Source organism: Gemmatimonadaceae bacterium (assembly GCA_020851035.1).
In the GTDB taxonomy this organism is placed as follows: domain Bacteria; phylum Gemmatimonadota; class Gemmatimonadetes; order Gemmatimonadales; family Gemmatimonadaceae; genus JACMLX01.
The window spans coordinates 101,728-113,502 of record JADZDM010000020.1 but is presented as its reverse complement, the minus strand read 5'-3'; the positions used below and the strand labels follow the sequence as shown (position 1 = coordinate 113,502).

Genomic DNA, 11,775 nt, shown 5'->3' with positions numbered 1-11,775 from the left:
GCGCCATGCCCGTGCGCGTGCGGCAGTTCCTCTGGTTCGCCGGCATCGGCGTGGTCGGGTTCGTGGTCGATGCCTCGATCGTGTTCGCGCTGGTGCGCGGCGCCGGCGTGAATCCGTACCTGGCGCGGGTGGCGTCGTTCTGCGCTGCGGTCACGACCACCTGGTTCCTCAACCGCACCCTCAACTTCCGCTCTGCCAGGCCGCCGCTGCGCGAGTTCGCGGGGTTCCTGGCGGCGAACAGCGTCGGTGCCGCCGTGAACTTCGGGGCCTACTCGCTGGTCATCGCGCGCATCGGCACGCAGGGGCTCGCGCCGGTGACGGCGGTGGGCGTGGGCTCCATCGCAGGACTGGGCGTCAACTTCCTGCTCTCGAGCCGCCTGGTCTTCTCCGCTGACAAGAACGAGGCCCATGCAGACCTCTAGTGCGATCACCCCGTGGACGCGGCGCGACTCGATCACCGCGCTGCTGCTCGGTGTCTGTGCCGCGGTGGCGTACCTGCTCAGCGAGGGGGTCTGGTACGGCGACGGCATCAGCTACGCGATCGACATCCACGCCGGCGTCCTGGTCGAGCCGGGGCACCTGCTCTGGCGGCCGATCGGCGCGGTCATCGCCGGCATCGCCGGCCTGGACGGGACCGCGTCCGACACCCTGTGGGTCCTCCAGGGCCTGTCGCTGCTGATGAGCGTGGCGTCGGTGGCTGCGATGCACCGGCTGCTGCGGCAGTATGTGGAACCCGCCGCGGCGACCGCTGCCGCTGCCGTGTTCCTGGTGTCGAACGGCTTCTGGACCTATGCATACTCGGGCTGCAGCTATTCGCTGAGCGTGCTGCTGCTGATCCTCGCGCTGTCCTTCGCGGTGCCGCGCGACGGGGGCGCGGTGACGGGTGGCGAGGACCTCGGTCGCGTTGCCCTCTCGGCCAGCTTCGCGGCGCTCTCGGCTGCCGCATGGGGCGTGCAGGTGATCGCCGCCCCCGCGGTCTGGGTGGTCGTGCTGTTGCATGACGGGGCGCCGGGCCTGTTGAGCCGGTCGCGCCTCGTGAAGACCGCGATCTTCACCGTGGCGTTCCTGGTCTTCCTGGTCGGGCCGCTGGCGGTGTTGCACTCGGGCGCCGCCGCCATCGGACTGGCCCGCTACCAGACGCCGACGCCGGCCACGGTGGACCTGCTGGGGTGGATCCGCTCCTCGAGCCACGGGATTGCCACGGCGTTCGGGCCGAGCCAGGTCTTCCGCGTGATCGTGGGCGTGCCGCAGTCGCTGGCGTCGCTGAGCGATTTTCCGCAGCGACTCCGGCTCTGGATGAACGGCGACGTGGCTTTCCCGGCCACGGTGTGGCTCGGCGTGCTCGTGCTGGCCTACGGGAGTGTCGCCGCGCTCGCGCTGGTGCTCTGGAAGGGGTGGAAGACGCTCGCGACGGCGCATCGGAACATCCTGCTCGCTGCCGTCCTCGGGATCGGGATCAACCTCGGCTTCGCGCTGTCGTGGCAGGGCACGGACCTGGAGCGGTATTTCCCGTCGCTGCCGCTGCAGGTGCTGCTGCTGGCGGTGGCGCTCCAGTCGTGGGGCCGGCGGACCGGTGGCTCACGGATCGTGGTGGCCGGTGTCGCTGCCACCGGCCTCATCGTGGCGACCAATGTGCTGGGGAACCTCAGGCCGCTGCTCGCGGCGGACTCGTTCCGCCGGACCTGGCTGGCGGCGCTCCATGCACACACGCGTCCGGCGGACCTCGTGCTGCTGTTCGGCAACCGGAAGTCGCAGATCTATGCGCCGCACGACGTCGGCCTGCCGAGGGTGATCAACGTGTCCAGCGTCGTGAACCTCGAGCCGGCGCGATGGCAGGAGATCGTCGCGGCCGCGGTCGCGAAGTCACGCGCCGGCGGCGGCCGGATCTTCGTGGGGGAGTCGCTGGTGCGCACCGACAGCGGCCCGCGCGATGGCTGGAGCTTCCGCCAGCGGCCGGATCCGAGTCCGGCCATGCTCCGCAGCGTGTTCCTCCCGCTCGCGGGTGACTCGGTGGTGTTCACCGTGCAGGGCGAGCGAGTCTGGCGCGCGCCGTGACGCGGCGGCGGTCGGGTCGGCGCGTGCGCGGGGCGTCGGCTGGGCGGCGCACGTCCCGAACCGGGACTCCTCGTTAGTTTTGGCCGGAGCACGCGCGCGGCGTGCGTTCGGCCCGGTGTCTGCCAGGGCCGGCGCGTGCAGGCCGTCAGGCGCCGGGACCTGCCCGGGCACAGCACCACCTTCCAGAGCGGAGACCGCGGGATGAGCGAGACGAACGCCGGGGGTACCCTCGAGTTGCGGGACAGCCGGACCGGCGCAGCGTACAGCGCGGCGATCTCCACCGAGGGCCCCGAGGGCGACACCTACGTCCGGGCCGCCGACCTGAAGCAGGTCAAGCGCGGTGAGCCGGGCGAGTTCGGGCTGCTGAGCTACGACCCGGCGTTCATGAACACCGCCAGCTGCAAGAGCGCGATCACGTTCATCGACGGCGACAAGGGGATCCTCCGCTATCGCGGCTACCCGATCGAGCAGCTCGCCGAAAAGGCGACGTTCCTCGAGGTGGCGTACCTGCTCCGCTTCGGCGAGCTGCCCACGCAGCCGCAGTACGACGGGTTCGTGAACGACATCACGTTTCACACCTACGTGCACGAGAACATCCGGAAGTTCCTCGAGGGCTTCCGCTATGACGCGCACCCGATGTCGATGCTCTGCTCGTCGGTGGCGGCGCTCTCGAGCTTCTACCCGTCGGCCCGCAACATCTTCGACCCGCGCGAGCGCTACATCTCGGTGATCCGCCTCCTGGCGAAGGTCCCGACACTGGCCGCCTTCGCCTACCGGCACGTGAAGGGCCTGCCGATCATCTACCCCGACAACACGCTGAACTACGGGGACAACTTCCTCTCGATGGTGGCCCGCATGAGCGAGCCGCGGTACGAGGCGAACCCGATCTTCAGCCGTGCGCTCGAGGTGCTGTTCATCCTGCACGCCGACCACGAGCAGAACTGCTCGACGAGCGCGGTGCGCGCCGTGGGCTCCAGCCACGTGGACCCGTTCAGCGCCGTCTCGGCCGGCATCGCCGCGCTCTTCGGTCCGCTCCACGGCGGCGCCAACGAGCAGGTGCTGCGCATGATCAAGGAGATCGGTGACCCGAAGAACGTGCCGGCCTTCATCGAGTCGGTGAAGAGCGGCAAGGGCGGCCCGAAGCTGATGGGCTTCGGGCACCGCGTGTACAAGAACTACGACCCGCGCGCCCGCATCGTGAAGAAGCTGGCCGACCAGGTCTTCGCGCAGATCGGCATCGACAAGGACCTCGAGATCGCGCTGGAGCTGGAGCGGATCGCCCTCTCGGACGACTACTTCATCGCGCGCAAGCTCTACCCGAACGTGGACTTCTACACGGGCCTGATCTACCGCTCGATGGCGTTCCCGACGGACTTCTTCACGGTCCTGTTCGCGGTGGCGCGGACGGCCGGGTGGCTGGCGCAGTGGGAGGAGATGCTCGACGACAAGGAGCAGAAGATCGCGCGTCCGCGGCAGATCTACATCGGGGCGGGGGAGCGGGAGTACGTGGACCCGCTCACCAACAAGTTCCCGCGTGCGGTCAAGGACAGCATCCGCCGCTGACCCGGTGACACCGACAGCGGGCCGCGCGGCGGCCGGGATGACCATGCGCCGGTGTGCGCGATGACGACGGACGGCACGACCGGCACGATCGCCGGCGGCGCGCGGTGCGGCATCGTGCTCGCCGGCGGCTCGGGGACGCGGCTGTACCCGATCACGCAGGGCGTCAGCAAGCAGCTCCTGCCGGTGTACGACAAGCCGATGATCTACTACCCGCTCTCCACGCTGATGCTGGCGCAGGTGCGGGACGTGCTGCTGATCACGACCCCGCACGAGCAGGTGTTCTTCCAGCGCCTGCTCGGCGACGGGTCGCAGTGGGGCATGTCGCTGCGCTATGCGGTGCAGCCATCCCCCGACGGCCTCGCGCAGGCCTTCCTCATCGGCCGCGAGTTCGTCGACGACCGGCCGAGCTGCCTCGTGCTCGGCGACAACATCTTCTACGGGCAGGACCTGCCGCAGGCCCTGAAGCGGGCCAGTGCGGTGCCGAGCGGCGCGACGGTCTTCGGCTACCGCGTGAGCGATGCGTCGGCGTACGGGGTGGTGGAGTTCGACGCCGACGGGCGGGCCGTGGGCATCGAGGAGAAGCCGGCGAAGCCACGCTCGAACTATGCCGTCACGGGCCTCTACTTCTACGACCGGCAGGTCTGCGACATCGCGGCCGGCATCCGGCCGTCGGCGCGCGGGGAGCTCGAGATCACGGACGTGAACCGCGCCTACCTGGCGATGGGCGCCCTGAACGTGCAGCTCCTTGGCCGCGGCACCGCGTGGCTCGACACCGGATCGCACGAATCGCTGCTGCAGGCTGGCCAGTTCATCCAGACCATCGAGCAGCGCCAGGGACTGAAGATCGCCTGCCCCGAGGAGATCGCGTGGCGACTCGGGTGGATCGACGATGACCAGGTGCTGCGGCTGGCCGAGCCGCTCCGGAAGACGCAGTACGGGCAGTACCTCGTCGCCATGCTCGACGAGGCGCGCGGCAGGTGAAGGTCACGCGTCTGGCGCTCCCCGGAGTCTGCGTGCTGGAACCGAGGGTGTTCGCCGACGCACGCGGGTTCTTCCTCGCCAGCTGGAACGACGAGGCCTTCCGGTTGCAGGTGGCGGACACGGGGTTCGTGCAGGACAACCAGAGCCGGTCGCTGCGCGGCACGATCCGCGGCCTGCACTTCCAGCTCCGGCACACGCAGGGCAAGCTGGTGCGGTGCAGCAGCGGCCGCATCTGGGATGTCGTGGTGGACGTGCGGCGGTCGTCGCCCACCTTCGGGCAGTCGCTCGGCCTCGAGCTTTCCGGAGAGGACCATCGGCAGCTCTGGATCCCGGCGGGGTACGCCCATGGCTACCTGGTGCTCTCGGAGACGGCTGACCTGCAGTACAAGGTGACGGACCGCTACGACCAGACCAGCGAACGCACGCTGCTGTGGAACGACCCGGCGCTGGGCATCGACTGGCCCCTCCCGCCCGGCATGGCCCCGATCCTCTCCGCGAAGGACCTGATGGGCGTTCGGCTCGCCGAACTCGAGACGCTGCCGTGACCGGCCCGGTGCTGGTCACCGGCGCCGCAGGCCAGCTCGGCGCGGAGCTGTGCCGCACGGTGCCGGAGGGCGTGCGCCTCGTGGCGGTGGACATCGCGGAGCTGGACGTGACCGATGCCGATGCGGTCGAGGCGTGCGTCGGCGCCTGCCGTCCGTCGCTGGTGATCAATGCCGCGGCGTTCACGGCCGTGGACCGTGCCGAGGCTGAGCCGGAGCTGGCGGCTGCCGTGAATGCCGGCGCGGCGCGATTGCTGGCCCGGGCGGCGGCGCATCATGGCGCGCGCATGATCCAGGTGTCCACCGACTACGTGTTCAGTGGCGCGGCCGCGGGGCCGTGGCGACCGTCGGACCTGCCGGCGCCGGCCTCGGTGTACGGGCAGACGAAGCGCGACGGGGAGCTTGCCGTGCTCGGTGCACTGGGTGGGCAGGCGCTGGTGATCCGCACCGCATGGCTGCATTCCGCGCATGGCGCGAACTTCGTGAAGACCATGCTGCGCCTGATGGCCGGGCGCGACGTGGTGCGCGTCGTGTCGGACCAGGTGGGCACTCCCACCTGGGCGCGCGAGCTCGCGGTCACGATATGGGCCGCGGCCGCGGTGCCATCGCTTGCCGGCGTGCTGCACTGGACCGACGCCGGCGTCGCGAGCTGGTACGACCTCGCGGTGGCGGTGCAGGAGGAGGCGCTGGTGCGCGGGCTGCTCCGCCACGCCGTGCCGGTGCGGCCGATCGCCACCGCCGACTACCCGACGCCGGCGGCACGACCGGCGTACAGTGTGCTGGACACCACCGCGACCACGGCTGCGCTGCATCGGGCGCCGCAGCACTGGCGCACGAACCTTCGCACCATGCTCGATGAGCTCTCCCACGCGTAGGCTGCTGGTCACCGGCGGCGCCGGCTTCATCGGCTCGAACTTCGTGCGTCACTGGCTGTCGGCCACACGCGACGGCACGGTGGTGGTGCTCGATGCGCTGACGTACGCCGGCAACCTCGCGAGCCTGGACGACCTGCGTGCCGACCCGCGCCTGGTGTTCGTGCACGGCGACATCGGCACGGCCGGCCTCGCCGCCGGCCTGCTGCGCGAGCACCAGCTCGACACGGTGGTGCACTTCGCCGCGGAGTCGCACGTCGACCGCTCCATCGCGGGGCCGGACGCGTTCATCGCGACGAACGTGACCGGCACGCACGAGCTGCTGAAGGCGGCGCGCGCCGTCTGGCTGCAGGAGCGCGCCGTCACCGGCGACGTGCGGTTCCATCACGTCTCGACCGACGAGGTGTACGGGTCGCTGGGCCCCGACGATCCCCCGTTCCACGAGGCGACCCCATACGCACCCAACTCGCCCTATTCGGCGAGCAAGGCCGCGTCTGACCACCTCGTGCGGGCGTACCACCACACCTACGGGCTGCCCGTCACCACCACCAACTGCTCGAACAACTACGGGCCGTACCACTTTCCCGAGAAGCTGATCCCGCTGGTGATCGTGAACATCCTCGATGGCCGCCCGCTGCCGGTGTACGGTGACGGCCGGAACGTCCGCGACTGGCTGTACGTGCTCGACCATGCGCGCGCGATCCGGGCGGTGCTGGATGGCGGGCGCGTCGGCGAGGTGTACAACGTCGGGGGACACAACGAGTGGGCGAACATCGACATCGTGCGGCTGGTCTGCGCGCTGGTGGACGAACGGATGGCGGCCGATGCGGCGCTGCGGGGGCGGTTCTCCTCCTGCCCTGCGGCGTCCGGTGTGCCCTCGTCGAGCCTGGTCACGTTCGTGGCCGACCGGCCCGGCCACGACCGCCGCTACGCCATCGACGCGCGCAAGATCGCGTCGGAACTGGGATTCGTGCCATCCTGCACCTTCGAGGAGGGCATCCGCGAGACGGTGGCATGGTTCCTCGCCAACGAGCCCTGGTGGCGCCGGGTGATGGACGGCAGCTACCGGGCGTGGGTGGACATGGGGATCGTACAGAGCTGATCGCGGCATCCGGCGAGCGTCACGCTTGCGCCGCGTGGGCCAGCCCCTGGTGGACTGGAAACGAAGTTCGGGGTGCAGTCGGTCGCCGTGACACCCCACCCGCCGACGTTGGAAATCCTCGCAATACCGCTGGTATTGCTGCGGTTTCCGCCTTGGCGGGTGGGGTGCCACGACACCCTTCATGCTATCCCAACTTCATTTCCAATCCACTAGGATTCATGGGCCAGTCCGCGGCCGCCCCCCCCATGCACGCGCCTCCACCATGCCGGGCCGGCCCACTGCCTGACGCCACTGCCGTCCCGCGCCACACGTCCACGCGATGAACCCACCGCAGCGCACCTACGGCATCGACCTGCTCCGTGGCATCGCGGCATTCTCGGTGCTGGTCTTCCACTACCTGTCGCGCGGGCCGCGGTCGGACTGGATCACGGACGTGCCGCTGCGGAGCCTGGAGCCCGTCGCGCGCTACGGGTTCCTCGGTGTGGACCTGTTCTTCATGGTGAGCGGGTACGTGATCTTCATGTCGGCGATCGGGCGCACCCCGCGTGCGTTCGTGGCCTCACGGGTCGCACGGCTCTATCCTGCGCTCTGGGTGGCTGCCACCATCACGTGGCTGCTGACGACGTGGCGTGGGGATCCGCGATTCGCGGTGACGTGGGTCGACTGGCTCTGGAACCTGACGCTGATCCCGCAGTATGTCGGCGCGGAATACGTCGACGGTGCGTACTGGTCGCTGGCGGTGGAGCTCCAGTTCTACCTGATGGTCTGGCTCGCGATCCGCACGAAGCTGCTGGAGCGCAGCGAATGGCTGCTGGCAGGCTGGTTGCTGGTGTCGCTGGCCGATGCCATCCGTCCGATGTACCCGGTGGAACGCTGGCTGGTGGCGAACTACGCCCCGCTCTTCACCATCGGCGCGGTGACCTTCCTCGCGCATTCGCGCGGCTGGACCGCGGCGCGCGTGGGGCTGCTGATGGCCGCGGTGCCGCTCGGCGCCTGGCACTCGGTGGCGAAGGCGCGTCGCATGGGAGACGACTGGAACGGCTTCGCACCGGACCCGGTCGTGCATGGTGCGATCGTCGTCGTGCTGGTCGGTGTGTTCCTGCTGGTGGGGACGGGGCGGATCACGATCGGGAAGACACGCTGGGCGACCATCCCCGGTGAGCTGACCTATCCCCTGTACCTGATCCACCAGAACGCCGGCTTCGTGCTGTACCAGGCGATGGTGGAGCGCGGGGTCGCACCATCGATCGCACTCGCGGTGATCGTCGTGTTCGCCGTCACCACGGCCGTTGCGATCCATCGACTGGTGGAGGAGCCGCTCGGCCCGGTGCTCCGGAGGCTGGTCAGTGCGCGGAAGCCGGCTGCCGTGGCACTCGAACCGTCTTGAGCCGGGCTACCCCGGGCGTGCCTTCGGCGTCGCCGCGTACGTCCTGCACACGCTGCGCACCGGGCAGGCGCCGCAGTGCTTCACCCGCGCCGTGCACACCAGCGCGCCGATCTCCATCAGCGCCTGGTTGTGTGTCCACACGGCGGCCGCCTGCTGCGGGAGCGAGCGCTCGGCCAGGTCCCAGAGCGCGTGCTCCGTGGCTGCCACCTTGCGGCGGGCCCGCGGCAGGAACACGCGCTGGAGCACGCGCGCCACGTTGGTGTCGACCAGCGGTGCGCGACGGCCGTATGCGAAGCTCGACACCGCGCCAGCGGTGTAGCGGCCGATGCCCGGCAGGGCGCGGAGGGCGGCCACGTCGGCCGGGAGCATCGCGGCGGGATCGGCGCCGTCACGGGTGACGAGACGGGCCGTGCGGTGCAGGTTGCGCGCGCGGGCGTAGTACCCGAGCCCCTCCCACGCCTCCTCGACGTGCGCCACGTCGGCCATGGCGATCGCATGCAGTGACGGGAACCGCGCCAGGAACTCGTGCCACCGCGGCACCACGCGCAGCACCTGCGTCTGCTGGAGCATGAGCTCCGAGACGAGGATGGCGTACGGGTCCCGGGTGCGGCGCCACGGCAGGTCACGCGCGTTGCGCCGGTACCACGCGCGCAGCAGGCGGCCGAACCGCCGCAGCGCATCATCCGGGATGCGTGCGGCGGGGGATCGCGTCCGTGGTCGCGCGGCGGCGGGCAGGGCAGTGCGTCCGGGGCGCGTGGCTCAGCTCACCCGCTTGGTCTTCTTGCGCAGGAAGTCCATCAGCACGAACTGGCCGAGGCTCATCGTGTTGGTGAAGTACGCCTTCCCGCGCGAGATGATGGACACCCGCTTCACGAAGTCCACCAGTGCGTGGTCGCGCGCCAGCATGAACGTGTTGATCGTGATGCCGGAGCGCCGGCAGTCCGCCACTTCCTTCAGCGTCTGGCCGATCACGTTCAGGTCCAACCCCATGCTGTTCTTGTAGATCTGCCCGTCCGGCATGGTGAGCGCACTGGGCTTGCCGTCGGTGATCATCACGATCTGCCGCATGTCCTTCTTCTGCGACATGAGGATGCGGCGCGCCAGCTTCAGTCCCTCGGCGGTGTTGGTGTGGTACGGCCCGACCTGCGCGCCGGCCAGCGCCGCGAGCGGGATCTCCTCGGCGCTGTCATGGAACAGCACCACGCGGATCGTGTCACCCGGGAACTGCGTGCGGATGAGGTGCGTGAGCGCCAGCGCCACCTTCTTCGCCGGCGTGAACCGGTCCTCGCCGTAGAGGATCATCGAGTGCGACGTGTCCAGCATCAGCACCGTCGCGCAGCTGGAACGGTACTCGGACTGGCGGACCATCAGGTCGGAATACTCGAGGTCCATCGGCACGTCGAGCGACCCGGTGCGGAGCATCGAGTTCCTGAGCGTCTCGTTCACGTCGAGGTTGAGCACGTCGCCGAACTCGTAGGGCCGGCTCCAGGCATCGCTCTCGATGCCCGTGGCCAGGTACGGCGTGTCATGGCTGCCGAAGGTGCTCCGGCCGAACGAGCCGAGGATGTTGCGCAGCGCCTTGTAGCCGAGGAAGTCGATGCCCTTCTGCGTGAGGTTGAACTGGACGTCCTTGCTGGCGGCATGGGCGAGCCCGCCCTTGCCGGTGACCGGCTGGTGCGAGTCCGCACCCTGCGGCGGCACCTCGGCGTTGATGAAGCCCTCGCTCATGAGGCGCCGCACGATCTGGTCGAGCAGCTCGGCCAGCTTCTCCTCGGCGTCCTCGTCCCCGTCGCCGCGGAGGGCGTCGAGCATCTCGGGCGTGAACTGCCCGCTCTCGATCAGCGCATCGAGGATGGCCTTCCGGAGCGCCTCCATCGAGCGGTCCGCCGGATCCTCGTCGTTCCCCCAGGGCGAGTAGCCGCCCGACTCCGCGAACCCGCTCTGCAGGAGGAAGTCGGACAACCCGTCGAGCAGCGCCTGCAGGTCCACTGCATCCGCCAGCTCGGGGTTGTACTTGGTGTAGGTGTGGAACTTCATCGAGCCTCCGGCGCCGGCCACGCGATGCGCGAGGGCGCGCACCGATCAGGAGTCTAACGACCGCCGCGGTGCACACGTGCCCGGGGGCGGGCGCAGCAGCGCCAAATCACGCCGCGGCGGCTATTTTCGGTGCTGGCCACTCTCCCCGCCCCCACCGACATGTCCCTCGTCATCCCATCCCGCGCACGCCCGATCACCGGGCGGCCGATCCGGTTCGGCCTCGTCGGCTGCGGCCGCATCTCGGCGAACCACATCGGGGCCATCGCGGCGCACGCCGATCGCGCCGAGCTGGTGGCCGTCTGCGACGTGGCGCCAGACCGGCTCATCGCCGCGGCAGCCGAGACCGGTGCCGCCGCCTACGACTCGATCGAGGGCCTGCTGGCACACGAGCCGCGGGTGGACGCGGTGATCCTGGCCACGCCGAGCGGCCTCCACGCCGCCCAGGCCATCGCCTGCGCCGCCGCCGGCCGCCACGTGGTGACCGAGAAGCCGATGGCCACCCGCTGGCAGGACGGGAAGGCGATGGTCCACGCCTGCGACTCCGCCGGCGTGCACCTGTTCGTCGTGAAGCAGAATCGGCGCAACCCGACCCTGCAGCTCGTGAAGCGGGCGATGCAGAAGGGGCGGTTCGGGAAGGTGTACATGGTGAACGTGAACGTCTTCTGGAGCCGGCCGCAGAGCTACTACGACAGCGCGGCGTGGCGCGGCACCTGGGAGTTCGACGGCGGCGCGTTCATGAACCAGGCCAGCCACTACGTGGACCTGCTGGACTGGCTCGTCGGTCCGGTCGAGAGCGTGCAGGCGTACACCGCCACCCTCGCCCGCAACATCCAGGTGGAGGACACGGGGGTGCTCTCGATCCGCTGGCGCACCGGCGCACTCGGCTCGATGAGCGTCACGATGCTCACCTACCCGAAGAACCTCGAGGGATCGATCACCATCCTCGGCGAGAAGGGCACCGTGCGCCTGGGCGGCGTGGCGGTGAACAAGATCGACCACTGGGAGTTCGCCGACAGCGATCCCGACGATGCGCTGGTGGAGCAGGCGAGCTACGACACCACCTCGGTGTACGGCTTCGGCCATCCGCTCTACTACGACAACGTGATCAGCGCGCTGCGCGGCGAGGTGGAGCCCGACACCGACGGTCGCGAGGGGCTGCACTCGCTCGAGCTGCTGATCGCGACCTACCTCAGCGCGCGCGACGGCACCCGCGTGGCTCTGCCGCTGGAGTACTGA

General features: G+C 69.8%; 11 protein-coding genes. 9 read left to right on the top strand and 2 right to left on the bottom strand.

The genetic code is table 11. The annotated features are described in order from the left end of the window. Positions 1–5 precede the first annotated feature (5 nt). The 8 genes from IT355_12645 to IT355_12610 all read left to right on the top strand — a co-directional run bounded on the left by IT355_12645 (position 6) and on the right by IT355_12610 (position 8,502). Positions 6–422: a GtrA family protein gene (locus tag IT355_12645; GenBank protein ID MCC7054105.1), complete on the top strand. Its 417-nt coding sequence runs from the start codon at positions 6–8 to the stop codon at positions 420–422. Then, on the top strand, positions 409–2,055 hold the full coding sequence (locus IT355_12640; protein ID MCC7054104.1) for a hypothetical protein: 1,647 nt from the start codon (positions 409–411) through the stop codon (positions 2,053–2,055). Before IT355_12645 ends, IT355_12640 begins: the two co-directional genes overlap by 14 nt. Positions 2,056–2,256: 201 nt before the next feature. Further along, positions 2,257–3,618, top strand: a complete 1,362-nt coding sequence (locus IT355_12635; GenBank protein ID MCC7054103.1) for a citrate synthase — start codon at positions 2,257–2,259, stop codon at positions 3,616–3,618. Positions 3,619–3,678: 60 nt separating this feature from the next. Next, positions 3,679–4,599 (top strand): glucose-1-phosphate thymidylyltransferase RfbA, encoded by a 921-nt coding sequence (gene rfbA / locus IT355_12630; protein MCC7054102.1) that lies wholly within the window; start codon positions 3,679–3,681, stop codon positions 4,597–4,599. Between the two features lie 32 nt (positions 4,600–4,631). Then, the gene (rfbC, locus tag IT355_12625) at positions 4,632–5,144 is read left to right on the top strand and encodes a dTDP-4-dehydrorhamnose 3,5-epimerase (protein MCC7054101.1); all 513 of its coding nucleotides are present in this window, start codon (positions 4,632–4,634) and stop codon (positions 5,142–5,144) included. Then, the gene (rfbD, locus tag IT355_12620) at positions 5,141–6,016 is read left to right on the top strand and encodes a dTDP-4-dehydrorhamnose reductase (GenBank protein MCC7054100.1); all 876 of its coding nucleotides are present in this window, start codon (positions 5,141–5,143) and stop codon (positions 6,014–6,016) included. Before rfbC ends, rfbD begins: the two co-directional genes overlap by 4 nt. Then, positions 5,997–7,115 carry a dTDP-glucose 4,6-dehydratase gene (gene rfbB / locus IT355_12615; GenBank protein ID MCC7054099.1) on the top strand — a complete coding sequence of 373 codons (1,119 nt, stop codon included), beginning with the start codon at positions 5,997–5,999 and terminating at the stop codon, positions 7,113–7,115. Before rfbD ends, rfbB begins: the two co-directional genes overlap by 20 nt. 319 nt (positions 7,116–7,434) lie before the next feature. Next, positions 7,435–8,502: an acyltransferase gene (locus IT355_12610; GenBank protein MCC7054098.1), complete on the top strand. Its 1,068-nt coding sequence runs from the start codon at positions 7,435–7,437 to the stop codon at positions 8,500–8,502. A gap of 6 nt (positions 8,503–8,508) precedes the next feature. On the opposite strand, the gene IT355_12605 is transcribed toward IT355_12610, so the two are convergent. Both IT355_12605 and IT355_12600 read right to left on the bottom strand, forming a co-directional pair. Next, positions 8,509–9,072, bottom strand: a complete 564-nt coding sequence (locus IT355_12605; protein MCC7054097.1) for a hypothetical protein — start codon at positions 9,070–9,072, stop codon at positions 8,509–8,511. A gap of 189 nt (positions 9,073–9,261) precedes the next feature. Then, entirely contained in the window at positions 9,262–10,539 is a 1,278-nt protein-coding gene (locus tag IT355_12600; protein ID MCC7054096.1) for a VWA domain-containing protein, read from the bottom strand. 159 nt (positions 10,540–10,698) lie between these two features. On the opposite strand from IT355_12600, the gene IT355_12595 reads away from it, so the two are divergent. Next, positions 10,699–11,775, top strand: a complete 1,077-nt coding sequence (locus IT355_12595; GenBank protein MCC7054095.1) for a Gfo/Idh/MocA family oxidoreductase — start codon at positions 10,699–10,701, stop codon at positions 11,773–11,775.

Bases quoted from the DNA above. Each gene is read 5' to 3' on its own strand.
- IT355_12610 (MCC7054098.1), top strand. From the start codon at position 7,435: ATGAACCCACCGCAGCGCACCTACGGCATCGACCTGCTCCGTGGCATC.
- IT355_12600 (MCC7054096.1), bottom strand. From the start codon at position 10,539: ATGAAGTTCCACACCTACACCAAGTACAACCCCGAGCTGGCGGATGCA.
- IT355_12605 (MCC7054097.1), bottom strand. From the start codon at position 9,072: ATGCTCCAGCAGACGCAGGTGCTGCGCGTGGTGCCGCGGTGGCACGAG.
- rfbB (MCC7054099.1), top strand. From the start codon at position 5,997: ATGAGCTCTCCCACGCGTAGGCTGCTGGTCACCGGCGGCGCCGGCTTC.
- IT355_12640 (MCC7054104.1), top strand. From the start codon at position 409: ATGCAGACCTCTAGTGCGATCACCCCGTGGACGCGGCGCGACTCGATC.
- IT355_12645 (MCC7054105.1), top strand. From the start codon at position 6: ATGCCCGTGCGCGTGCGGCAGTTCCTCTGGTTCGCCGGCATCGGCGTG.
- IT355_12595 (MCC7054095.1), top strand. From the start codon at position 10,699: ATGTCCCTCGTCATCCCATCCCGCGCACGCCCGATCACCGGGCGGCCG.
- IT355_12635 (MCC7054103.1), top strand. From the start codon at position 2,257: ATGAGCGAGACGAACGCCGGGGGTACCCTCGAGTTGCGGGACAGCCGG.
- rfbA (MCC7054102.1), top strand. From the start codon at position 3,679: ATGACGACGGACGGCACGACCGGCACGATCGCCGGCGGCGCGCGGTGC.